The sequence below is a fragment of the Luteimonas sp. MC1572 genome (assembly GCF_016615815.1).
In the GTDB taxonomy this organism is placed as follows: Bacteria; Pseudomonadota; Gammaproteobacteria; order Xanthomonadales; family Xanthomonadaceae; genus Luteimonas.
On sequence record NZ_CP067112.1, the window covers coordinates 2,636,888 to 2,661,516 of the forward strand.

The 24,629-nt window shown below is 71.1% G+C and carries 21 protein-coding genes and 1 pseudogene; 4 read left to right on the forward strand and 18 right to left on the reverse strand.

Annotated elements, in window-relative coordinates; all coding sequences use genetic code 11:
- Positions 1-7 precede the first annotated feature (7 nt).
- The 5 genes from yedA to JGR64_RS12165 form a co-directional block, all read right to left on the reverse strand.
- Entirely contained in the window at positions 8-955 is a 948-nt protein-coding gene (gene yedA, locus JGR64_RS12145; RefSeq protein ID WP_199373633.1) for a drug/metabolite exporter YedA, read from the reverse strand.
- A gap of 190 nt (positions 956-1,145) precedes the next feature.
- Positions 1,146-3,332, reverse strand: coding sequence for a carboxy terminal-processing peptidase (locus tag JGR64_RS12150; protein ID WP_199373635.1), 2,187 nt, complete (start codon positions 3,330-3,332; stop codon positions 1,146-1,148).
- Between the two features lie 178 nt (positions 3,333-3,510).
- Positions 3,511-4,518 carry a lipoyl synthase gene (gene lipA / locus JGR64_RS12155; RefSeq protein ID WP_199373637.1) on the reverse strand — a complete coding sequence of 336 codons (1,008 nt, stop codon included), beginning with the start codon at positions 4,516-4,518 and terminating at the stop codon, positions 3,511-3,513.
- On the reverse strand, positions 4,515-5,198 hold the full coding sequence (gene lipB / locus JGR64_RS12160) for a lipoyl(octanoyl) transferase LipB (RefSeq protein WP_199373639.1): 684 nt from the start codon (positions 5,196-5,198) through the stop codon (positions 4,515-4,517). Before lipB ends, lipA begins: the two co-directional genes overlap by 4 nt.
- Positions 5,186-5,464, reverse strand: coding sequence for a DUF493 family protein (locus tag JGR64_RS12165; protein ID WP_199373641.1), 279 nt, complete (start codon positions 5,462-5,464; stop codon positions 5,186-5,188). The genes lipB and JGR64_RS12165 overlap by 13 nt, the downstream gene beginning before the upstream one ends.
- 109 nt (positions 5,465-5,573) lie before the next feature.
- Between JGR64_RS12165 and JGR64_RS12170 the strand changes: the two genes are divergently transcribed.
- Positions 5,574-6,536, forward strand: coding sequence for a CsgG/HfaB family protein (locus tag JGR64_RS12170; protein WP_199373643.1), 963 nt, complete (start codon positions 5,574-5,576; stop codon positions 6,534-6,536).
- Positions 6,537-6,554: 18 nt separating this feature from the next.
- On the opposite strand, the gene JGR64_RS12175 is transcribed toward JGR64_RS12170, so the two are convergent.
- The 8 genes and pseudogenes from JGR64_RS12175 to JGR64_RS12210 form a co-directional block, all read right to left on the reverse strand.
- A complete protein-coding gene (locus JGR64_RS12175; protein ID WP_199373645.1) occupies positions 6,555-7,778 on the reverse strand; it encodes a D-alanyl-D-alanine carboxypeptidase family protein in 1,224 nt (407 codons plus the stop codon).
- A 65-nt stretch (positions 7,779-7,843) separates the two neighbouring features.
- Complete coding sequence (locus JGR64_RS12180; RefSeq protein ID WP_199373647.1) at positions 7,844-9,184, reverse strand: septal ring lytic transglycosylase RlpA family protein; 1,341 nt, start codon at positions 9,182-9,184, stop codon at positions 7,844-7,846.
- Positions 9,181-10,296: a lytic murein transglycosylase B gene (gene mltB / locus JGR64_RS12185; RefSeq protein WP_199373649.1), complete on the reverse strand. Its 1,116-nt coding sequence runs from the start codon at positions 10,294-10,296 to the stop codon at positions 9,181-9,183. Before mltB ends, JGR64_RS12180 begins: the two co-directional genes overlap by 4 nt.
- 88 nt (positions 10,297-10,384) lie before the next feature.
- A complete protein-coding gene (gene rodA / locus JGR64_RS12190; RefSeq protein ID WP_199373651.1) occupies positions 10,385-11,500 on the reverse strand; it encodes a rod shape-determining protein RodA in 1,116 nt (371 codons plus the stop codon).
- Positions 11,497-13,473 carry a penicillin-binding protein 2 gene (gene mrdA, locus JGR64_RS12195; RefSeq protein ID WP_199373653.1) on the reverse strand — a complete coding sequence of 659 codons (1,977 nt, stop codon included), beginning with the start codon at positions 13,471-13,473 and terminating at the stop codon, positions 11,497-11,499. The genes rodA and mrdA overlap by 4 nt, the downstream gene beginning before the upstream one ends.
- A complete protein-coding gene (mreD, locus tag JGR64_RS12200) occupies positions 13,470-13,952 on the reverse strand; it encodes a rod shape-determining protein MreD (RefSeq protein WP_199373655.1) in 483 nt (160 codons plus the stop codon). Before mreD ends, mrdA begins: the two co-directional genes overlap by 4 nt.
- 65 nt (positions 13,953-14,017) lie before the next feature.
- A pseudogene (gene mreC, locus JGR64_RS12205) lies at positions 14,018-14,845 on the reverse strand (rod shape-determining protein MreC); the annotation flags it as partial.
- Positions 14,846-14,868: 23 nt separating this feature from the next.
- Positions 14,869-15,912 (reverse strand): rod shape-determining protein, encoded by a 1,044-nt coding sequence (locus tag JGR64_RS12210; RefSeq protein ID WP_199373660.1) that lies wholly within the window; start codon positions 15,910-15,912, stop codon positions 14,869-14,871.
- A 273-nt stretch (positions 15,913-16,185) separates the two neighbouring features.
- On the opposite strand from JGR64_RS12210, the gene JGR64_RS12215 reads away from it, so the two are divergent.
- Positions 16,186-17,118 carry a carbohydrate kinase family protein gene (locus tag JGR64_RS12215; protein ID WP_199373662.1) on the forward strand — a complete coding sequence of 311 codons (933 nt, stop codon included), beginning with the start codon at positions 16,186-16,188 and terminating at the stop codon, positions 17,116-17,118.
- 2 nt (positions 17,119-17,120) lie between these two features.
- Positions 17,121-18,488 carry a hypothetical protein gene (locus JGR64_RS12220; protein ID WP_199373664.1) on the forward strand — a complete coding sequence of 456 codons (1,368 nt, stop codon included), beginning with the start codon at positions 17,121-17,123 and terminating at the stop codon, positions 18,486-18,488.
- Positions 18,489-18,524: 36 nt separating this feature from the next.
- Here the strand turns inward: JGR64_RS12220 and JGR64_RS12225 are convergent, their stop codons facing one another.
- From JGR64_RS12225 to ubiE, 3 genes are all read right to left on the reverse strand, one after another.
- On the reverse strand, positions 18,525-19,286 hold the full coding sequence (locus tag JGR64_RS12225; protein ID WP_199374346.1) for a hypothetical protein: 762 nt from the start codon (positions 19,284-19,286) through the stop codon (positions 18,525-18,527).
- A 16-nt stretch (positions 19,287-19,302) separates the two neighbouring features.
- Positions 19,303-21,357 (reverse strand): M1 family metallopeptidase, encoded by a 2,055-nt coding sequence (locus JGR64_RS12230; RefSeq protein WP_199373666.1) that lies wholly within the window; start codon positions 21,355-21,357, stop codon positions 19,303-19,305.
- Between the two features lie 74 nt (positions 21,358-21,431).
- The gene (ubiE, locus tag JGR64_RS12235) at positions 21,432-22,193 is read right to left on the reverse strand and encodes a bifunctional demethylmenaquinone methyltransferase/2-methoxy-6-polyprenyl-1,4-benzoquinol methylase UbiE (protein ID WP_199373668.1); all 762 of its coding nucleotides are present in this window, start codon (positions 22,191-22,193) and stop codon (positions 21,432-21,434) included.
- An 85-nt stretch (positions 22,194-22,278) separates the two neighbouring features.
- Here ubiE and JGR64_RS12240 point away from each other — a divergent pair, with 85 nt between their 5' ends.
- Positions 22,279-22,734, forward strand: a complete 456-nt coding sequence (locus tag JGR64_RS12240; RefSeq protein WP_199373670.1) for a nucleoside deaminase — start codon at positions 22,279-22,281, stop codon at positions 22,732-22,734.
- A gap of 22 nt (positions 22,735-22,756) precedes the next feature.
- Here the strand turns inward: JGR64_RS12240 and JGR64_RS12245 are convergent, their stop codons facing one another.
- Positions 22,757-24,052: a hypothetical protein gene (locus JGR64_RS12245; RefSeq protein WP_199373672.1), complete on the reverse strand. Its 1,296-nt coding sequence runs from the start codon at positions 24,050-24,052 to the stop codon at positions 22,757-22,759.
- Positions 24,053-24,178: 126 nt separating this feature from the next.
- A complete protein-coding gene (locus tag JGR64_RS12250) occupies positions 24,179-24,622 on the reverse strand; it encodes a hypothetical protein (protein ID WP_199373674.1) in 444 nt (147 codons plus the stop codon).
- Positions 24,623-24,629: the final 7 nt, after the last annotated feature.

Genomic DNA, 24,629 nt, shown 5'->3' on the forward strand with positions numbered 1-24,629 from the left:
AGCCGGCTCACGGCTGCGTTTCGCCGGCCGCCGCTGCGGCGGCTGGCGCGCGTGGACGCGCGCGCAGCGCCTTGCCCACGGTGATCACCACCACGCCGCCCAGGATCACCACCATGGCCCCGATGTCATGGCCACTGAAGCGTTCCGCCGCCAGCCACGTGCCGAGCAGCACCGCGATCACCGGATTGACGTAGGCATAGCTGCTGGCCAGCGTGGTGCGCACGTTCTGCAGCAGCCAGGCATAGGCGGTGAAGCCGATGATCGAGCCGAACACCGCGAGGTAGGCCAGCGCCGCGCTCGCCTTCGGCGTTGGCATGGCCGTGATGCGCTCGCCGAACACGAGGCCTGCGACCAGCATCAGCACGCCGCCGCAGAGCATCTGACCGGCTGCCGCCATGAAGGGCGTCGGCAACGCGCGGCCGCGGCTCCACACCGAGCCCCAGGCCCATGCCAGCGGCGCGATCAGCAGCGCCAGCATGCCCTGCGGCGATCCGGTGAGCGAGCTGCCGGCGTTGAGCCAGAGCACGCCGACAAAGCCGATGCCCAGCCCGAAGAGTTCCAGCCGCGTCGGCCGTTCTCCGCGCAGGCTGGCGAACAGCGCGATCCACAGCGGTGCCGAGGCCACGGCCACCGCCGCCAGGCCGGACGACACCGTCTGCTGCGCGATGCACACCATGCCGTTGCCCAGCCCCAGCAGCAGCAGGCCCATCACGCCGAGATCGCGCCATTGCGCGCGCGTCGGCGCGGGCACGCCGCGCAGGCGCAGGAATGCGTAGAACACGCCACCGGCGGCGAGGAAGCGCACGCCCGCCATCAGCAGCGGCGGATAGCCACCTTCCAGCGCGAAGCGGATCGCCAGGTACGTGGAGCCCCACACGAGGTACACCGCCGCGAGCGCGAGCACGACGGACGGCCCGGTGGCGTTGCGTGGAGCCGGAAACGGGGCAGCACCCATCGCAATGTCCAGGGCGTAGAGGTATCGGGAGGGAACGCGGCCCGGACGGACCTGGCGGCGTGCGGGGATTCTACGCCGCGGGCAGCCGCGGGGCCCGCATCACTGCGGACCAACCACGGAATGGTGGCGCGAATCGTGACCCATGGCCCGGCGCTGCGGGCTCATGCCGCGCCGGAGCGCGGGGCGCGTTTCAGCGCGCCCAGAGCCCCGGACCGGTCGACTCCGGCAGCACCGTGGCCGAAAGCTTGCGGTCGGCATCGAGCAGGCGCACCGCATCGGCCAGGATCGCCGCCGACTCGCGCAGCAGCGGATCCGGGCGCTTCTCCGCGGCGGCTTCGCGCGCGGTGTCCTTGGCGATGTCGCGCTCGTTCGCGGTCAGGCCGTCGTCGCTGTCGATGTCGGCCAGCGGGTCGAGCTGCAGGCCCAGGCGCTGGCGCTCGGCCTGGCGCTCCTTGCGCTTGGCGTCCTGGCGGTCGCGCTCGGCGCGGCGCTCGGCCACGTTGAGCGAGATGTACTTCTTTTCGGATTCGGCACGGAACTCGGCCACGTCCTGCGAGAACCAGCGGAACTCGTGGTCCTTCGCCACGCGCGCGGTGTGCAGCGCATCCAGCCGCGGCAGCAGCGAGGCGAAGTTGCCGTAGCGCGTGTGCGGCACGGCGGCGATGCGCGTCCACGGCAGCGCGTTGTCGTAGGTGCTCTCGCCGAACACGCTGGCGTCGACCGTCACCGGGAAGCTGATGTCGGGCACCACGCCCTTGTTCTGCGTGCTGCTGCCACCCGGCAGGAAGAACTGCGCGATGGTCAGCTTGACCTGGCCGTAGCGCTTGCCTTCGTTGGCCGGCCAGCGGTCGAGGTCGACCAGGTTCTGCACCGTGCCCTTGCCGAAGGTGGTTTCGCCGATCACCAGCCCGCGGCCGTAGTCCTGGATGGCGCCGGCGACGATTTCCGAGGCCGAGGCCGAGCCGCGGTTGACGAGCACCGCGAGCGGGCCGTCCCACGACACACCGGCCTTGCGGTCCGCTTCCACGCTGACGCGGCCACCGGATTCGCGCACCTGCACCACCGGGCCCTGGTCGATGAACAGGCCGGTCAGCTCGACCGCCTCGTTCAGCGAACCGCCGCCGTTGCTGCGCAGGTCGAGCACCACGCCATCGACCGCCTTGCCGCGGAACTCGCCGAGGATGCGCGCCACGTCGCGCGTGGCCGACGCATAGTCGCCATCGCGGCTGCGGCGGCCTTCGAAGTCCTGGTAGAACGCCGGCAGCTCGATCACGCCGATGCGCTTGGCGGGAGCGCCATCGACGCCCGGGATGTCGAGCATCTTGGACTTGGCCGCCTGCTCCTCGAGGCGCACCTTGGCGCGCGTCAGGGTGATCCGCACCGGCGCGCTGTCGAGCACGGCCTCCACCGGCACCACGTCCAGGCGCACCTGGGTGCCGGCCTTGCCCTTGATCTTCTCGACGACATCATCGATGCGCCAGCCGATCACGTCCTCCATCGGCCCGCTCGTGCCCTGGCCGACAGCGACGATGCGGTCGCCGGGCGTGAACTTGTTGCTGGTCGCTGCCGGCCCGCCGGGGATCAGCTCGCGGATCACCACCACGTCGTCCTGCCGCTGCAGCTGCGCGCCGATGCCTTCCAGCGACAGCGACATGCTCTGCGTGAACAGCTTGGCGGTGCGCGGGTTGAAGTAGTCGGTATGCGGGTCGATCGACGCGGTATAGGCGTTGAGGAAACTCTGGAACGCGTCCTCGCCGTTGAGCTGGGCGATGCTGGAGGCGATGTTGGCGTAGCGCTTGTCGAGCGTGGTGCGGATCTCGGCGGCACTCTTGCCGGCCAGGGTCAGGCGCAGCCAGTCGTTGCGCACCGACTTCTGCCACAGGCCGTCGAGCTCGGCGCCATCGGCCGCCCAGGGCGCGTCCTCGCGGTCGTAGTACCAGCGTTCGTCGCTGCTGAAATCGAAGATGTCCTGCTTCAGCAGGCCGCGCGCGTACGCCACGCGCTCGTCGACGCGCTGCTTGTACAGGGCGAAGATCTCGAAGGCCGGGCCCACGTCGCCCTGGCGGACGGCATCGCCCATGCGCGGCTCGTAGCGCGCGAAGCGCGCGACGTCGCCGGCCGAGAGGAACAGCTTGTTGCCGTCGAGCGATTCCAGGTAACGCTTGAAGATGTCAGCCGACATCGCCGCGTCGAGCGCACGCGGGCGGTAGGCGTAGCGGCTGTCGGAGAGCAGGCCGTAGACCAGCTTCGACGTGGTCGCGTGGTCGGCGGTCGGCGCGGCCGGGATGGCGCCGCCGTCGGCGCGCGCCATCAGCGCCAGCGGGGTGGCGAGTGCGAGGACGATCGCGGAGATGGAAATGGCTTGCCTGGCTTTCATTCGTACTCGCTCGTTGCTCGCGTCGCTGCGGGGTGGCGCCTGGGCCACGATCGCCTGCCCTTGGGGCCGGGGACAGTGCTGGAAGTTGCATCGGGAAGGCGCAAACCCACTCTAACCGCGGGAATGGGCATGGGTGTGAACGATGAACAAGCGCCGTGGCGGCCGCGGCGCGACGGGCTCAGCCCGCGACGCCGGCACCGGCGGCCTGGCGGTCGGCGTGGTACGAGGAGCGCACCAGCGGCCCCGAGGCGACGTGGGTGAAGCCAAGCGCCATGCCGTAGTCCTCGAAGGCCTTGAACTCCTCCGGCGTCCAGTAGCGCAACACCGGGTGGTGATGCGCGCTGGGCTGCAGGTACTGGCCGATCGTGACCATGTCCACGTCGTGCGCACGCAGGTCGCGCAGGGTGCCCTGCACCTGCTCCAGGGTCTCGCCGAGGCCGAGCATGATCCCCGACTTGGTGGTGACGTCCGGATGCTGCGCCTTGAAGCGCTGCAGCAGGGTCAATGACCACTGGTAGTCGGCGCCCGGGCGCACGTTGCGGTACAGCTCCGGCACGGTCTCGACGTTGTGGTTGAACACGTCCGGCGGATTGGCCGCGAGGATCTCCAGCGCGCGGTCCATGCGGCCCTTGCCGCGGAAGTCCGGCGTCAGCACCTCGACCTTGGTGGTCGGGGTGAGCGCGCGGATCGCCGCGATGCAGTCGACAAAATGCTGGGCGCCGCCGTCGCGCAGGTCGTCGCGGTCGACCGAGGTCACCACCACGTACTTCAGGCCCATGTCGGCGACGGTCTCGGCCAGGCGGCGCGGCTCGTCGGCGTCGGGCGGCTTCGGCCGGCCGTGGGCGACGTCGCAGAAGCTGCAGCGGCGCGTGCACACGTCGCCCAGGATCATGAAGGTCGCGGTGCCGTGGCCGAAGCACTCGTGGATGTTCGGGCAGCTGGCGTCCTCGCACACCGTGACCAGGCGGTTCTCGCGCAGCTTGGCCTTGAGCGCGGCAACCGCGCCGTTGGACGGGATGCGCACGCGGATCCAGGACGGCTTGCGCAGCACCGGGGTGTCCACGAATTCCACTGGCGAGCGCCCGATCTTGTCGCCCGCGACCTGCTTGACCCCCGGCACCAGCGACGGCGCGCCGGCATCGGCGATGACGGCGAGCGGGATGGACTTGGCGGAGGTGTTGGTCATGATCTCGTGGCCGTGGCAAAAACCGCTTCTCGAGGCGCTTCTGACGGCGCCAGGCCGAACTGCGTGGCGAGGGTCGCGACCAGCGCGGGGCCAGCGATATCGAGGCTTGCGGGACCGCCGCATTCTACCACCGAGGTCACCGCGAGCCCGGCGTAGCCGCAGGGGTTGATGCGGCGGAACGGCTCGAGGTCCATCGCGATGTTGAACGCGAGGCCGTGGAAAGTGCAGCCGCGGCGCACGCGGATGCCGAGCGCGGCGATCTTGGCGTCGCCCACGTAGACCCCAGGCGCGCCCTCGCGGCGCGCCGCGGCGATGTCCCAGCCGGCCAGGGTGTCGATGAGCGCCTGCTCGATGCGGCAGACGTAATCGCGCACGCCGATCTTCAGGCGCTTGAGGTCGAGCAGCGGATAGACCACCAGCTGGCCGGGACCGTGGTAGGTCACCTGGCCGCCGCGGTCGACGTGCAATACGGGAATGTCGCCAGGCAGCAGCACGTGTTCGGGCTTGCCGGCCTGGCCGAGGGTGAACACCGGATCGTGCTCCACCACCCACAGCTCGTCGGGCGTCGCGTCGTCGCGGCGGTCGGTGAACGCCTGCATCGCGCGCCACACCGGTTCGTAGGGCTGCCGGCCGAGTTCGCGCAGCAGCGCTGGTCGCGGCGTGGCCGCTACAGCGTCCACTTCACCTCGGGATGCTCGCGCAGCGCCGCATGCGCGGTCTCGTACTCCTCGCGCGAGTTGGCGCGGAAGCTGAGCCTGATCGATGCGAACTTGCCGCTGCTCGAGGCCCGCGTGGTCACGGTTTCGTGCAGCACCGTCAGGCCGGCCGCGCGCAGCAGGTTGGGCACCTCGACCTCGAGGCCCGCGGTGACGGGACCTACCGCGGTGATCTCGAAATCACCGGGGAACTGGAAGCCGTGTTCGGGGTTGTCGGATTTGATCTCCATTTCGCGATTATGGGGATCGAGGCGCGAAATCCAAGCGCCGGACCTGGCCTGCGACACGGCCTGCCCGCGTTTTCCGCGGTAACCGCTACGCCTTCGGGCAGGAGATGCCATGTTGATCGACCACCGTGCCGCCACCCCGGCCGCCACCCTCGCACTGTCGTGCGCCATCGGCCTGTTGCTGGCCGCGCCGGCGCAGGCGCAGACCGCGCAGCAGCAGCGGGCGCAGCAGGCCAACCAGATCCCGACCTGTGCGCAGAGCCTGGGCACCATCTCGGTGGCCGAGCCGCCGGGCCGCAACTGGTGGAGCGGCCAGCAGCTGGCCTCGCCCACCGCGGTGATCAAGGTCTATGTGAGCAAGTCGCGCTGCTTCACGCTGGTCGACCGCGGACAGGGCATGGCCGCGATGCAGGCCGAACGCGGGCTGGCCTCCTCCGGCGACCTGCGCGGCGGCTCCAACCTCGGCAAGGGCCAGATCCGCGCCGCCGACTACGTGCTGGTGCCCGACCTGGTGGCGCAGAACGCCAACTCGGGCGGCAACAGCATCGGCGGCCTGCTCGGCGGGATGATCGGCAACAGCACCGCCGCGGCGGTGGTCGGCGGGCTCAACCTCAAGCGCAAGACCGCCGATGTGGTGCTGACGGTCACCGACATGCGCTCCTCGGAGCAGGTGGCGATGACCGAGGGCCACGCCAGCAAGACCGACCTCGGCTGGGGCGCGGGCGCGGGCCTGTTCTCGGGCGGCTTCGGCGGTGGCGGCGCCACCGGCTACGCCAACACCGAGATCGGCCAGGTGATCGCACTGGCCTATCTGCAGGCCTACACCGACCTGGTCGCGCAGCTCGGCGGCCTGCCCGGCAATGCCTCGGCGGCCAACGCCCAGCAGGCGGTGACCATGCAGAAGCCCGGGCGCCTGCTGAAGCAGGCCGACGGCCGCGGCGGCGCGGTGCGCGAGCTCGACGTCGGGATGATGCTCTACCCCACCGGCAACCGCTCGGAGCTGATGTGGGAGGTGGACGACGAGCTCGGCAACCGTGGCTGGGTCAACTCGACGCTGTTCGGCCTGTCGCGTTGAAGCTGGGGGTGGACGGCGTCAGACCGTCTGCCACCACATCAGCAGTTCGTGCCAGAGGCGCTTGAAGAACCCGGCCTCTTCCACGCCTTCCAGCGCCACCAGCGGCGCTTCGGCGACGACCTTGCCATCCAGGCTCACGCGCACGGTGCCGATGGCCTGGCCCTTGGCGATCGGCGCCACCAGGGTCTTGGGCACGTCCATGGTCGGCTTGAGCTGGGTGTACTTGCCGCGGTTCACGCTCACCAGCAGCGGCTGCGCGACGCCCAGGCTCAGCTCGTTCACCTGGCCCTTCCACACCTTCTGCGTGGCCACGGGCTTTGCCGCGTCGTACAGCTTGTGGGTCTCGAAGAAGCGGAACCCCCAGTTGAGCAGCGCCTGCGAATCCACGGCGCGCTGGTTCTCGCTGGTGGAGCCCATCACCACCGAGACGAGGCGCTGGTCGCCGCGCTTGGCCGACGCCAGCAGGCAGTAGCCGGCACCCGAGTGATGGCCGGTCTTGATGCCATCGACGCTCTGGTCGCGCCACAGCAGCAGGTTGCGGTTGCGCTGGGTGATCGGCCCGACGGTGAATTCCTTGATCTTGTTGTACGCGTACTCCTGCGGGAAATCGCGCGCCAGCGCGCGCCCCAGCAGCGCCAGGTCGCGCGCGGTGGAGTAGTGCTCCGGCGCGGACAGGCCGTGAGCATTGACGAAGTTGGAGTTCTTCATGCCGATGCGCTTGGCGTAGGCGTTCATCAGCATCGCGAACGCCTGCTCGGTGCCGGCGACGTGCTCGGCCAGCGCGATGGCGGCGTCGTTGCCCGACTGCACCACCATGCCCTTCTCCATCTCCACCAGCTTCGCGGTCTTGTTGACCTCGAAGCCGCTGTAGCTGCCGTCGGTACCGGCGCCGCCGGTGCGCCAGGCGTTGACGCTCATCAGCACGTCGTCGTCGGCGCCGACCTTGCCGGCCTTCATCTCGGCGGCGATCACGTAGCTGGTCATCACCTTGGTGATGCTGGCCGGTTCGACGCGCTCGTCGGCGTTGTGGCCCGCAAGCACCTGGCCTGTCGCGTAATCCATCAGCAGCCACGCGGTACCGGTGACCGGCGGCGCGTCCGGAACCGGCAGCTCGTCGCTGAGCGCGGCCGGCTGCTGCGGCGTGGGCGACGGCGCGGGCGCCGGGTTCTGGGCGTACGCAAAGCCGAGCGCGGCGGTGGAAACAAGGGTGATCAGCGCGACGCGGACGGCGTGGGCATTCATCAGGCGTGGAACTCCGGGATTACGGCCATCCGTGACCGGGACGACAGGGGGCAAAGGACAGAAGTCTACTCGCGCACGACGTGCGGCGCGCCGAAGCCGAGACCGGCAACGCGGGCACTGAGTTCGGCGACGCTGGCATTGGCAACCGGGCCGACGCGCAGCCGCCACACCGGCTTTCCGGCGGCGGTGCCGTCGTGCAGGCGCACGGCGGCGATGCCGGCGCGTTCAAGCATCGCGAGCGCGCGTTGCGCGTTGTCGCGCGAGCCGAAGGCGGCGACCTGCAGCAGCACGCCGCCGGCATCGGCGCGCGCCGCAGCGGCAGGCGTCGGCGAAGGTGCGGCATCTGCCTTGGCCGGTGCGGCCGCCGCCGCCGAACCATAGGGATCCGGCGTACCTGCACGACCTGTCGCCACGCGCGCGCGGCGCGCCTTCATCCAGGCATCGAATTCGTCGGCGCTCATCGCCTTGCCGTCCTGGCGCATGTCGAAGCGCCAGTCGTCACCACCGGCGGCCGGTGGCGCCGACGTGGTCCCGCCTGCCGCAGGCGCCGTGGCCGCGGTGGCGGATGGACGGGCGGTGGCAGCGGCGGACGTGGCCGGCAACGCCTGCACCAGGCCATCGATGGCGCTGGGCTGCGCCGGTTGCGGCTTGCCGGTGGCGACACGCACGCCCGGTGGCAGGCCGGTGGCAGGGTCGACCTGGACTGCGACCCGCGTATCACGCGTATCGCGTGCGTTCTCCGCAGGGCTGAGCGCGCGCACTTCGACGCGACCGGTGCCGCGCGGATGCACACCGATCTTCACCGCCGCCGCGTAGCTCAGGTCGATCACCCGGCCCTCGTGGAACGGGCCGCGGTCGTTGACCCGCACCACCACGGACTTGCCGGTGTCGAGGTTGGTGACGCGGGCGAAGCTCGGCAGCGGCAGCGACTTGTGCGCCGCGGTGAACGCGTACATGTCGTAGACCTCCTGGTTGGAGGTCTTGCGGCCGTGGAACTTCTGCCCGTAGTACGACGCCAGGCCCTGCTCGACGAAGCCGCCGGCATCGTCCAGCACCCGGTACGACTTGCCGAGCACGGTGTACGGCGAGCGGTTGCCACTGCGCGAGCGCGCCTCGGCGACCACCTCGGGCTCGGGAATGGCGTCGACGTCGGGCAGGTAGTCGGGCAGCGTGTCGCGCACGCCAGGCTTGTACAGGCCGCCGGCGACGTAGTCGCCGCGCGTGGACGGATCTTCCTTGGCCGGCGCGTACGGCGACACCTTGCGGCCGCTTTCCGGCTGCGTCGCAGTGCCCGGCGCGGAACCGGGCGCCGGCGCGTCGGCCTTCTTCGGCGCTGCGGCACAACCGGCCAGCAGCAGCACGGCGGCGGCGAAGCCCCAGCCGGCAGCGGCACGCCGGCGGATCATTGCGCCGGCCGGCCGGCGATCGCCTGCGCGAGCTGGTGCACGGCCAGCGAGTACATCGGCGAGCGGTTGTAGCGGCTGATCACGTAGAAGTTGCGGTAACCGAGCCAGTACTCGGGGCCGGCCTCGCCGTCGAAGGACAGCAGCGTTGCGCCCTCGGCCAGCGGCTGCCCGGCCTGCGGCCGGTAGCCGCGCGCCGCCAGCGCCGGCAGCGGATGCACCGGCTCCAGGTTGTCGGGCTTGAAGTCGGCCGCAGCGGCATCGCGCGTGGCGCGCGCCACCACGGGCGCGCCGCGCTGCCAGCCGTGGACCACGAAATAGTTGGCGATGGACGCGAACACGTCGGGCCTGTGCGTGAGCAGGTCGCGCTGGCCGTCGCCATCGCCATCCTTCGCCCACAGCCGGTAGCTGGACGGCATGAACTGCCCCATGCCCATCGCGCCGGCATAGCTGCCCTTGAGCGCACCCAGGTCGAGCTGCGGCTCCTCGGCGGTGAGCGCGAACAGCTGCGCCAGTTCGCCGGCGAAGAACGGCGCGCGCTTCGGGAATCCGAACGCCAGCGTGTACAGCGCGTCGAGCACGCGGTGGTTGCCGGTGATGCGGCCGTAGCTGGTCTCGACGCCGATGATGGCGACGATGTACTCGGCCGGCACGCCGGTCTCGGCGGCGACGCGATCGAGCGCCGCGCGGTTTTCCGCATAGAACGCACGCCCGCCGTTGATGCGCGCATCGTTGATGAAGATCGGGCGGTAGTCGCGCCACGGGCGCACGGCCTCGGCGGGGCGCGACATCGCATCGATGATCGACTGCTTGTGCTCCGCCGTGGCCAGCACGTCGCGGATCCGCTGCCGGTCCACGCCATAGGTGGTGGCCGTGTAGTCGACGAACGCGGCGATGCGCTGCTCGAGCGGGAGCGACGGATCGGTGACCGCGGGCGGCGCCACCGGGCGTTCCGGCGGCTGCGGCACCGCCGGCAACAGGCCCGGCGCGGTCGCCATGGCGGCCTGCGGCGTGGTGGCCGCAGGCGGCACCGGCGCGCGCGAGGTGGCGGTGGAAGCGCAGGCCGCGAACAGCAGCGGTGCGGCCAGGACCGGCAACAGACGCGGTCGGGACATCGGGAATCGGGGGCTTCGGATCATCGGGCGCGAGGTTAACACGCAGCCTCGCGGGCCACGGCCGGGCCGTTCAGACCCCGTTGCAGGCTCAGCGGCGTGCGCGCACCTGGCCGCTGGCATGCACCGCCATCACCACGCCCATGCCGGCCAGCAGCGAGACCGCTGCCGTGCCGCCGAAACTCAGCAGCGGCATCGGCACGCCAACCACCGGCAGCAGGCCCGAGATCATCCCGCCATTGACCAGCACGTACACGAACAGCCCGAGGCCGAGCGCGCCGGCCAGCAGGCGTGCGAAGCCGTCGCGCGCTTCGGCCGCGATCCACAGGCAGCGGCCCACGACCACCAGGTACAGCGACAGCACGGTGACCACGCCCAGCCAGCCGAACTCCTCCGAGAGCACCGCGAAGATGAAGTCGGTGGTGTGCTCGGGCACGTAGTTCAGGTGCGACTGCGAGCCCTCGCCCCAGCCCTGTCCGCGCAGGCCGCCGGAGCCGATCGCGATTTTCGACTGGATGATGTTCCAGCCGGTGCCGAGCGGATCGGATTCGGGATCCAGGAAGGTGAGGATGCGGTCCTTCTGGTAGGGCCGCAGCAGCCAGTACCAGGCCACCGGCGCCGCCGCGGCCACGCCGCCGGCCGCGGCCACCAGCCACCACCAGGACATGCCCGCCAGGAACAGCGCGAATCCGCCGCTGGCCGCCACCAGCATGGCGGTGCCGAAGTCGGGCTGCATCAGGACCAGTCCGGTCGGCACGCCGATGATCGCCATCGCCGTGACCGTGCGCGCGAAGCCGGGCGGCATCGGGCCGCTGTTGAGGTACCAGGCCACCGCCATCGGCAGGCTGAGCTTGAGCAGCTCGGCGGGCTGGAAATAGAACACGCCGAGGTTCAGCCAGTGCGCGCCGCTGCGGCCGGTGCCCACGAACAGCACCGCCACCAGCGGCAGCAGCGACAGCGCGAAGACCACCGGCGCCGCAGCGCGCAGGCGCAGCACCGGCACGCGCGACAGTACCCACATGATGCCGAGGCCGACCGCATAGCGCGCGCCCTGCGACTTCACCAGCACCATCTCGCCGCCGCCGGCGCTGTGCAGCACCGCCAGCCCCGCGGCCATCAGCCCCGCCAGGGCGCCGAGCAGGATCCAGTCGATGCTGCGCGCGAAGGCCTTCAGCAGGTCCAGCAGCCAGCGCAGGATGACGTTCATGGCGTGCCCTCGGCGGCCGGGGCGCCAACCACCACCGCCTGCGCGCCGGGCAGCACGTCCGATACCACGCTGTCGAACGTGGCCACCGGCGGCGCGTCGATCGCGGCCTCGGTGCCGGGGCTCGGCTCGGGCATGGTGCCCAGCAGCCAGGCGTCGAAGATCTTGCGCGCGATGGGTGCCGCGGTGGTGCCGCCGTAGCCACCGTGCTCGACCACCACGGCCACCGCGATCGTGGGCGCTTCGGCCGGCGCGTAGCCGACGAACAGCGCCTGGTGGCGCAGGTGGTAGGGCAGGCTGCGCGGATCCATGCGCGCGGTGCCTTTGCGGCTGATCTTCTGCGCGGTGCCGGTCTTGCCGGCCATGCGGTATTCGGCACCGCGGGCCATGGCGGTGGCGGTGCCGCGGCCGTGGATGGTGTTGACCATGCCCTCCTGCACCGCGCGCAGGTGTGCCGGGTTGTCGGTGATCGCCGGCGCCGGCAGGCGCGGCAACGGCGTCCAGGGCGCGTCGTAGGCGAGGCGGCGTTCGGCCACCAGGCGCAGCGGATGCAGGGTGCCGCCGTTGGCGATGGCCGCCGTGCCGCGCGCAAGCTGCAGCGCGGTGGCGACCCAGTAGCCCTGGCCGATGCCGGCGATCACGGTCTCGCCGGGATACCAGGGCTCGCTGGTGCGCGACGCCTTCCACTCCGGCGACGGCACGATGCCGCTGGTCTCGCCGGTCAGGTCGATCCCGGTCGGCTGCCCGAAGCCGTAGCGCGCCATGTACGTGGCAAAGCGCGCGATGCCCATGTCGTAGGCGAGCTTGTAGTAGTAGTAGTTGATCGAGCGCGAGATCGAATCGCGCAGGTCGACCCAGCCGCCGCCCGCACCGGCGTCGCGATAGCCGCGGCTCTGCCCGGGAATGAAGAACTCGCCGGTCGAGAACACCTGGCTTTCCGGCGTGCGCACCCCGCTGTCCACGCCTGCCAGGGCCACGAACGGCTTGATGGTCGACCCCGGCGGCCCGCCGCCCAGCACGTTGCGGTTGAACAGCGGCCGCGCCGGATCGTCCATCAGGCGCCGGTAGTCGACGTTGGCGATGCCGTTGACGAACAGGTTGGGGTCATAGCTCGGCAGGCTGACCATGGCCAGCACCTGCCCGGTGGCGGGTTCCACGGCGACCGCCGAGCCGTGCAGCCCGCCGAACGCCAGCACCATCGCGCGCTGCAGGTCCACGTCCACCGACAGCCGCAGGTCGGCACCCGCCGAGGCCGGCACCATGCCGACGCGGCCCAGCGCGCGGCCTTCCACGTTGGTCTCGACCTGCTCGTAACCGACCACCCCGCGCAGCGCCTCGTCGTAATAGCGCTCCAGGCCGGTGCGCCCGGTATGCGTGAACACCGCATGCGCCTCGCCGAACTTCACGATGTCGCTTTCGTCGGTGCGGCCGACGTAGCCGACGATATGCGCAAGCAGGTCGCCCTGCGGGTAGCGGCGATTGAGGTACGGCACCAGGTCGACGCCCGGGAACCGCCAGCGCTCGACCGCGAAGCGCGCCGCCTCCTCGTCGCTGATGCGCAGCTTCAGCGTGATCGCGCGGAACGATCGTGTGGTCCTGCGCTCGGCCTCGAAGCGGGCGATGTCCTCCGGCGACAGCGCGACGACCTTGGACAGCGCGGCAAGCAGCACCTGGGGATCGCCGGCGTCCTCCGGGGTCACGTCGAGGCGATAGGCCGGCACGTTGTCGGCGATGATCCGCCCGGTACGGTCGTAGATCAGGCCGCGCCCGGGCACCACCGGCCGCGGCTTGATGCGGTTGGCCTGCGAGCGCTTGGCGTAGACGTCGTGGTCGAGCACCTGCAGCTTGAAATACCAGCCGGCCAGGCCGCCCAGCGCCAGCACCACCACGCTGAAGCCGACCAGCGCACGGCGCCGGAACAGCCGCGCCTCGGCTTCGGGGTTGCGCAGGCGCGTCCGCGCCCGGCCGCCGATCATCGCCGCACGCCGCGGCCGATGCGCAGCGCGTCCAGCAGCAGGAACAGCGGCGCCCACAGCAGCATGCCCAGCAGCGGCGCCCACCAGTAGGCCAGCGGCAGCAGCGGCTCGCCGAGCGCGAGATGCAGCACGGTGCTGATCACACGGTCGTTGAGCAGCAGCCCGCCGATGGCCAGTGCCTGCTGCGGCATCGGGAAGAAGCGCAGCTGGGTGCGGAAGCGCTGCAGGATGAACGCCATCACCACCAGCCGCAGCGACTGCTCGCCGAGCAGGCCGCCGAACGCGAGGTCGGCCAGGATCCCCACGCAGAACGCGAAGCCGAGGCCGACCCTGTCGTGGTCCTCGATCACGCCGTACGCGACCACCAGCGCCAGCCAGTACGGGCGGAACGGCTGCAGCAGCGCCGGCATCGGCAGCAGGCCGAGCAGCAGTGCGAGCAGCACGGCCACCGGCAGCACCCAGCTGCGGCCGCGGGTCATGGCATGTCCCCCGGCGCGCCCGGCGACGCCGGCGGCGGCGTGCCGTGGGCGGGCGATGCCTGGTCGCGCAGCAGCAGCACGTCGCGGCCGCGGTCGAGCTGCGCCGCGGCCTGGACATCGCCGACCAGGAAGGCGCGGCTGTCGTCGGGGCGCAGGGCGGAGATCGTGCCCACCGGGAAGCCCGGCGGGAAGCGCCCGCCCAGGCCGGACGTGATCAGCACGTCGCCGGCGCGGACGTCGCTCGACAGCGGCACGTTGCGCAGCTCCAGCCGGTCGCTGCGGCCGGTGCCGTACACGATCAGGCGCACGCCGGTGCGCGCCACCGCCACCGGCACGGCGTGGTCGGGATCGGTCAGCAGCAGGATCACGGCGGTGGTCGGGGTGGCATCGATCACCTGCCCCACCAGGCCGCCGGCGTCGATCACGCTCTGCCCGCGGTGCACGCCGAGGCCGGTCCCGGCATTGAGCATCAGCCGCTGGCGGGTGGGATCGAGGTCGACGTCGAGGATCGGCGCCAGCTGCACGTCCAAGCCGCCGCGTTCGGCGGCGCCGAGCAGGCCGCGCAGGCGGGCGTTTTCCTCGGCCTCGACCTGCAGCCGCGCCTGGCGCGCGGCACCCACCAGCAGTTCGTTGCGCAGGCGGTGGTTTTCCTCGGCCAGGCGCGTGCGCGTGGCTGCATCGTCGCGCACGCTTTCGCCCAGCCGCGACGGCAGGCCGGCCAGCCACCACACCGGCTGCATCGCCACGCTGGCATGCGACCGCGCCTGCGCCAGCCAGTCGCCGCGATGGTCGAGCACCAGCAGGGTGACGGACAGCGCAAGGAACGCCAGCAGCTTCAGCGTGCCGGCGACGTCACTGGAGCGCGGGGTGGCGGGGCCGGCGTAGGAGGACACTGTCTGGGCCGTGGACGGTCAGGTCACTCCGAGGCGAAGAATTCGTTCCCGTGCATGTCCAGCAGCTCGAGCGCGCGACCACCGCCGCGGGCGACGCAGGTCAGCGGATCCTCGGCGACCTGCACGTGCAGGCCGGTCTCCTCGCTGATCAGGCGGTCGATGTCGCGCAGCAGCGCGCCACCGCCGGTGAGCACGATGCCGCGCTCGGCGACGTCGGCGCAGAGCTCCGGCGGGGTGAGTTCCAGCGCCTGGCGCACGGCGCTGACGATCCCGGCGAGCGGCTCGCGCAGCGCGTCCAGCACTTCGGTCGAGCTGATCTTGATCATCTTCGGCACGCCTTCGGCGAGATGGCGGCCGGAGACCTCGATCTCGATCACCCGCTCCTGCGGATAGGCGCAGCCGGCTTCGAGCTTGATGCGCTCGGCGGTGGACTCGCCGATCAGCATGCCGTGGTTGCGGCGCACGTAGTTGATGATCGACTCGTCGAAGCGGTCGCCGCCGATGCGCACCGACTGCGAGTAGACGATGCCGTTGAGCGCGATCACCGCGACTTCGGTGGTTCCGCCGCCGATGTCGACGACCATGGAGCCGCGGGCCTCGGTGACCGGCATGCCGGCGCCGATCGCGGCCGCCATGGGCTCTTCGATCAGCGACACGTCGCGGGCGCCGGCTTCGAGCGCGGAATCCTTGATGGCGCGCTTTTCCACCTGCGTGGAGCCGGCCGGGACGCAGATCAGCACGCGCGGGCTCGGGCGCAGGAAGCGCGACTTGTGCACCTTGCGGATGAAGTGCTTGAGCATTTCTTCCGTGTAGGTGAAGTCGGCGATCACGCCGTCTTTCATGGGCCGGTGCGTGGTGATGTTGCCGGGCGTGCGGCCAAGCATCTGCTTGGCCTCGCTGCCGACTGCCGCGACCGCCTTCTGGCCGCCGGAGCGGTCCTGGCGCACGGCCACCACCGAAGGTTCGTTGAGCACGATCCCTTGGCCGCGGACGAAGATGAGGGTATTGGCCGTGCCCAGGTCGATGGACAGGTCGTTGGAAAACATGCCGCGGAACTTCTTGAACATCGGGGGCGGACGTCCGTCAGGAGGCAGGGGAGCTGGGGGATTTCCCGTGAAAACGGGATCAGCAAGCCTAGCAACGCCCCCCCTCCCCGGCAAGGAGAACAGGTGGCCCGGTGCGCGCCGTGCTTGGCCCGGCACGACCGCAACGGCTAACCTGTGCGCCCGCCGCGCGCGCCATGGTGCGGCGTCTGCTTGTCCCACGGCGGCTCCGGTCGCGAACCCCATCACAAAAAAACCGGCCCTGGCGCCGGCACAGCCCCTTGGAGCACCTTCCCGATGCCTGCCCTGATCTGCGGTTCCCTGGCCTACGACACCATCATGGTGTTCCCCGACCAGTTCAAGAACCACATCCTGCCGGACAAGGTGCACATCCTGAACGTGTCGTTCCTGGTGCCGCGGATGCGCCGCGAGTTCGGCGGCTGCGCCGGCAACATCGCCTACAACCTGAAGCTGCTCGGCGGCGACCCGATCCCGATGGCCACCGTCGGGCAGGATTTCGGCCCGTACCGCGAGTATTTCGAGGACCTCGGGATCCCGCTGCAGCAGGTCAAGGAAATCCCGGAGCTGTTCACGCCGCAGGCGTTCATCACCACCGACCTCGACAACAACCAGATCACCGCCTTCCATCCCGGCGCGATGATGCGTTCCTACGAGAACCACGTGCGCGACGTGCCCGGCGTGACCATCGGCATCGTCAGCCCTGACGGCTACGAGGGCATGATCCAGAACTCGAAGGAATTCGCCGAGGCCGGCATTCCCTTCATCTTCGATCCGGGCCAGGCGATGCCGCTGTTCAACGGCGAAGAGCTGCGCGCCTTCATCGAGCAGGCCGACTACGTCACCGTCAACGATTACGAGTCGAACCTGCTGCAGGAGCGCACCGGCTGGGACGAGGCGACCATCGCCGGCAAGGTCAAGGCCTACATCACCACCCGCGGCCCCAAGGGCGTGGTGATCTACGCCGACGGCAAGACCTACGACGTGCCGCCGGCGCACGAGACCCGCGTCACCGACCCCACCGGCTGCGGCGATGCGTTCCGCGCAGGCCTGCTGTTCGGCATCGAGAAGGGCTACGGCTGGGAAACCATCGGCCGCATCGGCAACCTGATGGGCGCGCTGAAGGTCGAGCACCCCGGCACCCAGAACCAGCGCTTCGACTACGACGAGTTCGCAGCGCAGTTCACCCAGCAGTTCGGGTACGCGCTGTAGTCATGGCGCCGCGGCTGGCGATGCTGCTGATCGCCTGTACCGCCCTGGTGGCGGACGCCACGTGGTTGCCGGCGCACGGCGCCGGGCCCGAATCGCGCTACCTGGAACTGGCGGCGGACCGCATCGTCGCTGGCCGTTCCGGCGCGCTGCTCGAGGCGACCGTGGACATGCCCCGCGCCGGCTGGATCTACCTGCAGTCGGACGGCGTGTATGCGCCGCTCGACGCCGCGCAGGCCAACGTCTACATCACCGTGGACGGAAAGCCGGCGTCCAACGACAGCATCATCGACTGGCGCGGCTCCAGCGCCCCGAACCGCCACGGGTTCAATGCGGTCGGTGCGGTGCGCGTCTCGGCCGGCAAGGTGCGCGTCGCGCTGCACGCGCGCACCGTGGACGGCCGGGCCATGGTCATGGCGGGCGCGAACCTGTCGATCGTCACCACCTCCGCCACCCACGTGGCCGAAGCCCGCCTGCCTGCGGCCTCGCCGTGGCTGGCGTTCGACACCCGCGATACGCCGGAAGGCACGCCCATTCCGGAACGCGGCCGGCACACGCTGCTGACCGCCGCCGCGCGCAACTCCACCGGGCCGGTGGTGGCGATGGCGTCCGGGCACAGCTACGTGTCCACCTCCCCGGGCGATGCGATGTGGGGGATCTACCTCAACGGCCGTGAATCCCCGCTCGACTCGGCCACCTGGTCGATCAACGACCTGTTCGCGCTCGGCGCCGAAGTGCAGGCACCGATGTTCGCGCAGGCGCTGTACCTGTCGCCGCCGCGGGACAGCGAGGTGCAGCTTGTCGCCAGCGAGTCGCCCTACTACCAGCCGCTGATGGCGAGCACCAACGCCGCACGCTACCGGGTGGGTGCGGACACGCGGCTGGTCGCACTGAGCGGCGGCATGCGCGTGGTCGGGCGCGGGCTGGCGCCGGGGCACGACTACGCGGAGAAAGGCCGACATCGCCGCTACGCCTATGTCTGCATCGGGACCAATGGTTTCCGGCCGGAGAAATGCCCGCCGGCCGGCGGCGACGTGGTGCTCGGCCAGGGACGCGCCTGCATCCCGCCAGGCCACAACGGGGTGGTGATGTTCTCGGCCAAGAGCCGGATCCAGGGCGATGACGCCGATCCGGGCGGCAAGGTCACGCTGCGCATCCGCATCAACGGCAAGGACGTCGGTCGCGCCAGCGAACAGACGCTGGGGCCGATTCCGCACTCGGTCAGCACCCGCACCATCGGTGCCAGCTACCTCGCCACCGGCAAGCGCGCACTGGCGCCGGGCTGCCACGACGTCGAGGCGGTCGCACGCGCGACGGGCGACTTCCGCAACCTGTCGTTGAACGCCGACCTGCCGCTGCTCTGGTTCGACTGAGTCCGCCTCCCGCGGCTCAGGCGCCGGACGGCGTGCTCACTTCCAGCCGGGCAGCTTGCCGCGGTCCAGCCCGCCGACCTCGAACACCGCCGTGCGCGTGCCGCCGGCCTTGACCGGGTACTCCACCGACAACGTCCTGGCGCCATCGAGCATCCGCCACAGCGCGCGCTCGTCATCGATGAACATGGCGATCGCCTCGTCGGTGTCGGGGCGGTTGGCGGCCATGCGCTCGGGCGCGGCGCTGTCCACGGTGACCGCCACGCGGCAGGCGCCGTAGCAGTCGAAGTCGCCGGCTTCCATGACCAGGTAGCTGCTGCGTCCCCACGACGGGTGGTCGCGGAAGATCAGGCGCACCGGCTTTGCGCCGCTGCCGTCGCTGTCGACGCGGTCACGGGTGTAGATCGACGCCGACAGCTGGGTGCCGCCGGTGACCGGCTCCACGTTGTAGATCCACAGGCCGGCCAGGCGCTTGTCCTCGCGCACCGCCTCGGCGCGCGCAGCGGCCTGCTCGTGCAGCGGCGCGATGCGCGCGGCCGCGGCGGAATCGGGATGGCGCGCGAGGATCAGGTCGCCGTGGGCCCTTGCCAGCGGCCAGTTCTCCGCCGCGAACGCGGCATCGAACTCGGCCGCGGCCTTGTCGGCCGCCGCCTCGCTGGCCTGCGCCTGCGCCGCCGCCTGGGCCTCGGCCTGCGCGGCCGGGTCCTGGCAGGCGGACAGCGCCAGCAGCGCGCCACCCACTGCCGCAGCCAGCGCGCCGCGGCGCGCCGCATGGCGGAGCGCGGTGGCGCGGGCAGACATGCGGTTCACGGCCATCTCAGCGCTTGGCCGGCGCCGGACGCGTCGGATCGCCATCGGCGACCGGCATCGCGGGACGCTCGGGCTCGGGCGCCACGACCGCGGCATCGGCGGCCGGCGCGGCCGGCGCCAGCCCGCTGCCCGGCACAGGCTTGGCCTCGGCAATCACCTTCTCCACCGACGCGGTGGTGATCGGGTGGTAGCCCGGGCGTGCCTTGGTAAACACTTCCCTGGCGAAGGCCAGCCCGCCCTCGGTGGCGACCAGCGCCTCGTAGGTCGGCATGATCAGCTTGCGCCGGCCGATCTTCTCCAGGAACGCCGCGATTGCCGGATTCGCCTGCACATAGCCACTGCGCACCGCCAGCGGATACCAGCGCATCGCGATTTCGCCGTTCGGCGTACCGGTGAAGGCATAAGCGGTATCGAGCTGCGACAGCTGTTCGACGGTCAGCGTCGCCGGCATGCCGCCCAAGAAGTGCAGCCATTCCTGGGTGACCCATGCGTCGGTGATCACCGGCGGCGGCAGCTGCCCGCTGCCCAGCCAGCCCAGGCGCGCGGTGTCCACCACGCCGAAGCGGCGCGACAGCACCTTGGGCGCATCGGCCGGGATGCCCGGCTCGTACAGCCAGGCGTCGAACTCGGCCATCGACACCTTGCCCGGATGCTTCTCGAGCAGGTTCTTGCGCGCGTAGTCGACGAACGTCGCGGTGGGGATGCTCTGGAACGCGAAATGATCGAAGTAGCCGCGCAGGAACACGTCGAATTCGGCGCGGCCGAAGCGCTCCTCGAGGAACTGCAGGAACCACGCGCCCTTGTCGTAGGACACGCCGCTGAGGCCGTCGTCGGGGTCCTTCATCACGCCGGGGCGCACCGCCAGCGCCTGCAGCTCGGGTGCCATGTCCTTGATCTCCGTGGCCAGCGCGTTGCGCGCGATCACGTACTCCATGTCGGACAGCTCCTTGCCGTACAGCGCCTCCACGATGCGGTTCTCGACGTAGCTGGTGAAGCCTTCGTTGAGCCAGCCATCCTTGGCGCTGGAGTTGGTGACCAGGTTGCCGGACCAGCTGTGCGCCAGCTCGTGCGCGATCAGCGACACCAGCGACTTGTCGCCGACGATCACGGTCGGCGTGATGAACGACAGGCGCGGGTTCTCCATGCCGCCGTACGGGAACGACGGCGGCAGCAGCAGCAGGTCGTAGCGCTCCCAGCGGTACGGGCCGTACAGCGCCTCGGTGGTGGCGATCATCTTTTCGGTGTCGGCGAACTCGGCCACAGCGCCGTCCACGGCGGCGGGCTCGGCCCACACGCCCGAACGCGCCGAGATCGGCTTGAACACCAGGTCGCCGGCGGCGATCGCCATCAGGTACGAAGGGATCTTCTGCGGCATGCAGAAGCTGTACGACCCGTCGCGCGCGGCGGCCGGATCGTTGTCGGCGCTCATCAGCACCATCACGTCGGCCGGCGCGGTGATCTCGGCGCTGTAGGTGTAGCGCACGCGCGGCGTGTCCTGCAGCGGCACCCAGGAGCGGGCGTGGATCGCCTGCGACTGGCTGAACATGAAGGGCGTGGCCTTGCCCTGCGTCATCGCCGCATCCAGCCACTGCAGGCCGGAGGCCTCGGGCGAGGTGCGGTAGGTGACGCGGATGCGCGCGTTGCGCTCGGGTGCGGCGATCACCAGCTTGCTGCCAAGCAGGGCGTCGCGCGCGGCCAGGGTGTGCTGCAGCGGCTGCCAGGCGCCGCCCTCGGCCTCGCCTTCCACGCGCTCGATGGCCAGGTCGCGGGTGTCGAGCACCAGCTCCTTGGCCTCGGGGTCACGCCAGTCGAGCGTGTAGGTGGCGGTGCCGGCCAGGGTGCGGGTACCGAAATCGATCGCCAGCGCCAGCGCGAGGTCGTCGATGGCGACCTTGTCCGGCTCGGCGTAGGAGTGTTCGTCGTAGTCGCCGCTCTTGGCGGCCGCGGCGGGCGGCGGCGTGGCGGCGGACGGCGGCGGCGTGGGTTCGCGCTTGCAGGCGACAACGGCGGCAAGCGCCAGCGCCGCGAGCGCGGCCAGGCGGAGGGTACGGCTGAGGGTCATGGGACGGGGGTCCGCGAATTGGAACAGGCGCCGATTCTATCCCGGTTGCCGCCATCGCCCCCGTGGCCGGTATCTCAGGCCTTGTAGCCGTCGTGGATGGCGACGATGCCACCGGTCAGGTTGCGGTAGCCGCAGCGCGCGAAACCGGCCGCCTCCATCATCGATTTCAGCGCCTCCTGCGGCGGATGCTTGCGGATCGACTCGGCGAGGTAGCGGTAGCTGTCGGCGTCCTGCGCGAACAGCCGGCCCAGCCGCGGCAGCACCTTGAACGAGTGGAAGTCGTAGATCGGCTTGAACCAGTCCATGGTGACCTCCGAGAACTCCAGCACCCGCGCCTGGCCGCCGACCTTGAGCACGCGCAGCATCTCGGAGAGCGCCGCGTCCTTGTCGGTCACGTTGCGCAGGCCGAAGGCGATCGTGACCAGGTCGAAGCTGGCATCCGGGAACGGCAGCGCCTGCGCGTTGCACTGCACGTACTCGAAGCCTTGCACGTTGCCACGGTCGACCATGCGGTCGCGGCCGACGCGCAGCATGCTGCCGTTGATGTCGCCCAGCACCAGTTCGCCCGCGTCGCCGACCCGGTCGCGCAGCAGCGCCGCGATGTCGCCGGTGCCGCCGGCCAGGTCGAGCACGCGCGCGCCGCGGCCGACCTGCGCGGTGGCCACGAAATAGCGCTTCCAGACCCGGTGGATGCCCATCGACATCAGGTCGTTCATCAGGTCGTAGCTGCCGGCCACCGACGAGAACACCTCGCCCACCAGCTTCTGCTTGTCGGCCACCGGCACGTCGCGGAAGCCGAAATGGGTGGTGCCGGGGCGCTCGTCGTGTTCGTTCATGCGGCGATTATCGCACCGTGGCCACGGGGCCGGCGCGACGCGATCCGTGGCAGGATCGCAGGCCGCCGCTTCCCGGACCCCCGCAATGATCACCACCCCCGACTACCGCGCCCTCCTCGACACCGCCATCGCCGAAGCCCGCCAGGGCCTGGCCGAAGGCGGCATCCCGATCGGCGCGGCGCTGTACCACCAGGACGGCCGGATGCTGGGCTGCGGCCACAACCGCCGCGTGCAGGAAGGCGACCCCTCGATCCACGGCGAGACCGACGCCTTCCGCAAGGCCGGCCGCCAGCGCTCCTACCGCGACACCATCATGGTCACCACGCTGGCGCCCTGCTGGTACTGCAGCGGCCTGGTGCGGCAGTTCAACATCGGCACGGTGGTGGTGGGCGAGGCGGTGAACTTCGCCGGCGGCGTGGACTGGCTGCGCGAGGCCGGCACCGAGGTGGTGGTACTCGATGACGAGCGCTGCATCACCATGATGGGCGAGTGGATCGACGCCAATCCGGGGCTGTGGAACGAGGATATCGGCGAGGAATGAGCCCCGCCGGCGGCGCAGCGCACTACACCGTGCAGGGATCCTCCCACGGCGGATCCCGGTTCGCGGCGCGCAGGCTGGCGCGCGTCGGCAGCACGCCGTCGAGCGCGACGCTCATGTTCTGCTGGGCCGTTGACTGCGCGACGGGCGCGCCACGGGTGTAGATGGTGAGCGCGAACGGCGGGCGTCCGGGTGCGGTGACCACGTAGACCGCGTTCACTTCGCCCGCGCCGAAGTGGTAGCAGCCCAGCGGCTCGAGCTTCGCCCCGCGCGCCGCCAGTGCGCCGGGCAGGTCGTAGGGCGGGTCCGCGCCGGTTTCGCTCCAGCCCAGCGCGAGTGACGTGGGCGCGCGGGCGGTACCGCCAACCCAGGCGTCCAGCGTGCCGAGCCGGCCGGTGGCGGCGGCCGCGGTCGCTCCGGAGACCGGCGCGGCCGCGTCCCAGCGCGCAGTCGGCACGCGCGCGCGGAGATCGGCCAGCGTGAGCCGCTCGCCGGCACGCGCCGGCACCGCGGCCAGCATCACGTCGGCCACGGGCCCGGCTGTCTCGATCTTGTCCCAGAGGTATCCGCAGGCGCTGTCGATGTCCGCGGCGGCCTTCTTCGGGTTGTCGCGGCGCTCGCCGGCGCGGCAGCGTTCGAGGTAGGCGGCGCGCGCATTCGCCGCCATCCGCAGTGGCGCGGCCGCCGGGCCAGCGGACTTGCCTGGCGCGGACGCAGCGGGCGCGGCTGTCACCGCCGCGCCGCGCGCGGGAACGGCGGCGCGCGCGGCCACCGCCGGGCGCACCACGGGCTGGGCCGCTGCGGCGCGGCTGCCGGTGGGTACTTCGTCGAAACGTGCCTGCGCGGCGTTCCAGCGCAGTTCGGCGCCGCACTGGGTGCTTGCGCCGCTGCCGCCCCCGCAGGCCTCGCCGCGGCGCGCGATCTGCAGCTTCGCCGGGCTGCCGGCCAACACGCGGTACGCGAGCAGGTGATCGGCAAACACCAGCTGCGCCCTGGGCGTGCCGGTGCCGGTATAGAGCTCGACCCGTGCCAGCCCGCCCTCGCGGAACAGCTCCGGCGCGCCGACGCAGGGCACGTTGCCCTCGGAGACCACGAAGTCGGTGTGGCCGTCGCCGTTGAAATCGGCGGGAATCACGAAGCGCCCCTGCCCGGTCATGTCGCCAAGGCGACCACCGGCGCGCGCGCAGGCCGCGACCAGCTCGTTCACCCGCGCCTTGATCGCGTCGGGCACCACGCCCGGCGCCGCAGCCGCGGGTGCCGCGAACCCGGCGACGGCGAGACATGTTGCAAACAGGAGGAAGGCGGGCAGCTCGCGATGCATGTCTGTGGCCTCGGCGCCGCGGGGGCGGCCCTGCCAATGGCGCAACGCCGGCCACGGCCGTCCGCGGCCACTGCGGCGACGATCCCGGGGTGCGCGGCGCGCGGGCCGCGGCCTGGATCGGCCGCGTCAGCGCGGCTCGATGGTGAACCCGCCGAAGGCCACGCCCAGGTCCCAGCCCTCTCCCGTGCCGGCGAGCGCCAGCGACACCTCGCCCTTGGTCATCGCCTGCGCCTTGCTGGACTTGACCGCGCCGGCATGCGCCTCGGCGGCGACGTACGTGCCGAGCACCTCGCGGATGCTGTTCACCGGCGAGAACTCGCCGCGGCCGCCGCGGATCTCGGACTTGCCGATGGTCAGGCCGCCGCCCTTGGCGCTGATGCGCACGGCCATGCCCTGCCCGTTGTCGCAGCTCACCCGGCCCGTGCCCGACGCCGTCTTGTAGAACACCGACCAGCCGGACATGTCGAAATCGAGGCGGCAGGAGACGCCGCGTGCGGATGCCGGCGCGGCGGCGAGCAGCAGGGCCACCGCCACGGCGGCGACGGGGGCGAATGTCGGGAACCTGGACATGGGGACT

Bases quoted from the DNA above. Each gene is read 5' to 3' on its own strand.
- JGR64_RS12150 (WP_199373635.1), bottom strand. From the start codon at position 3,332: ATGAAAGCCAGGCAAGCCATTTCCATCTCCGCGATCGTCCTCGCACTC.
- JGR64_RS12175 (WP_199373645.1), bottom strand. From the start codon at position 7,778: ATGAATGCCCACGCCGTCCGCGTCGCGCTGATCACCCTTGTTTCCACC.
- yedA (WP_199373633.1), bottom strand. From the start codon at position 955: ATGGGTGCTGCCCCGTTTCCGGCTCCACGCAACGCCACCGGGCCGTCC.
- JGR64_RS12240 (WP_199373670.1), top strand. From the start codon at position 22,279: ATGATCACCACCCCCGACTACCGCGCCCTCCTCGACACCGCCATCGCC.
- mltB (WP_199373649.1), bottom strand. From the start codon at position 10,296: ATGTCCCGACCGCGTCTGTTGCCGGTCCTGGCCGCACCGCTGCTGTTC.
- JGR64_RS12165 (WP_199373641.1), bottom strand. From the start codon at position 5,464: ATGGAGATCAAATCCGACAACCCCGAACACGGCTTCCAGTTCCCCGGT.
- JGR64_RS12210 (WP_199373660.1), bottom strand. From the start codon at position 15,912: ATGTTCAAGAAGTTCCGCGGCATGTTTTCCAACGACCTGTCCATCGAC.
- lipA (WP_199373637.1), bottom strand. From the start codon at position 4,518: ATGACCAACACCTCCGCCAAGTCCATCCCGCTCGCCGTCATCGCCGAT.
- JGR64_RS12245 (WP_199373672.1), bottom strand. From the start codon at position 24,052: ATGCATCGCGAGCTGCCCGCCTTCCTCCTGTTTGCAACATGTCTCGCC.
- mreD (WP_199373655.1), bottom strand. From the start codon at position 13,952: ATGACCCGCGGCCGCAGCTGGGTGCTGCCGGTGGCCGTGCTGCTCGCA.
- mrdA (WP_199373653.1), bottom strand. From the start codon at position 13,473: ATGATCGGCGGCCGGGCGCGGACGCGCCTGCGCAACCCCGAAGCCGAG.
- JGR64_RS12220 (WP_199373664.1), top strand. From the start codon at position 17,121: ATGGCGCCGCGGCTGGCGATGCTGCTGATCGCCTGTACCGCCCTGGTG.
- ubiE (WP_199373668.1), bottom strand. From the start codon at position 22,193: ATGAACGAACACGACGAGCGCCCCGGCACCACCCATTTCGGCTTCCGC.
- rodA (WP_199373651.1), bottom strand. From the start codon at position 11,500: ATGAACGTCATCCTGCGCTGGCTGCTGGACCTGCTGAAGGCCTTCGCG.
- JGR64_RS12170 (WP_199373643.1), top strand. From the start codon at position 5,574: ATGTTGATCGACCACCGTGCCGCCACCCCGGCCGCCACCCTCGCACTG.
- JGR64_RS12215 (WP_199373662.1), top strand. From the start codon at position 16,186: ATGCCTGCCCTGATCTGCGGTTCCCTGGCCTACGACACCATCATGGTG.
- JGR64_RS12180 (WP_199373647.1), bottom strand. From the start codon at position 9,184: ATGATCCGCCGGCGTGCCGCTGCCGGCTGGGGCTTCGCCGCCGCCGTG.
- JGR64_RS12225 (WP_199374346.1), bottom strand. From the start codon at position 19,286: ATGTCTGCCCGCGCCACCGCGCTCCGCCATGCGGCGCGCCGCGGCGCG.
- JGR64_RS12250 (WP_199373674.1), bottom strand. From the start codon at position 24,622: ATGTCCAGGTTCCCGACATTCGCCCCCGTCGCCGCCGTGGCGGTGGCC.
- JGR64_RS12230 (WP_199373666.1), bottom strand. From the start codon at position 21,357: ATGACCCTCAGCCGTACCCTCCGCCTGGCCGCGCTCGCGGCGCTGGCG.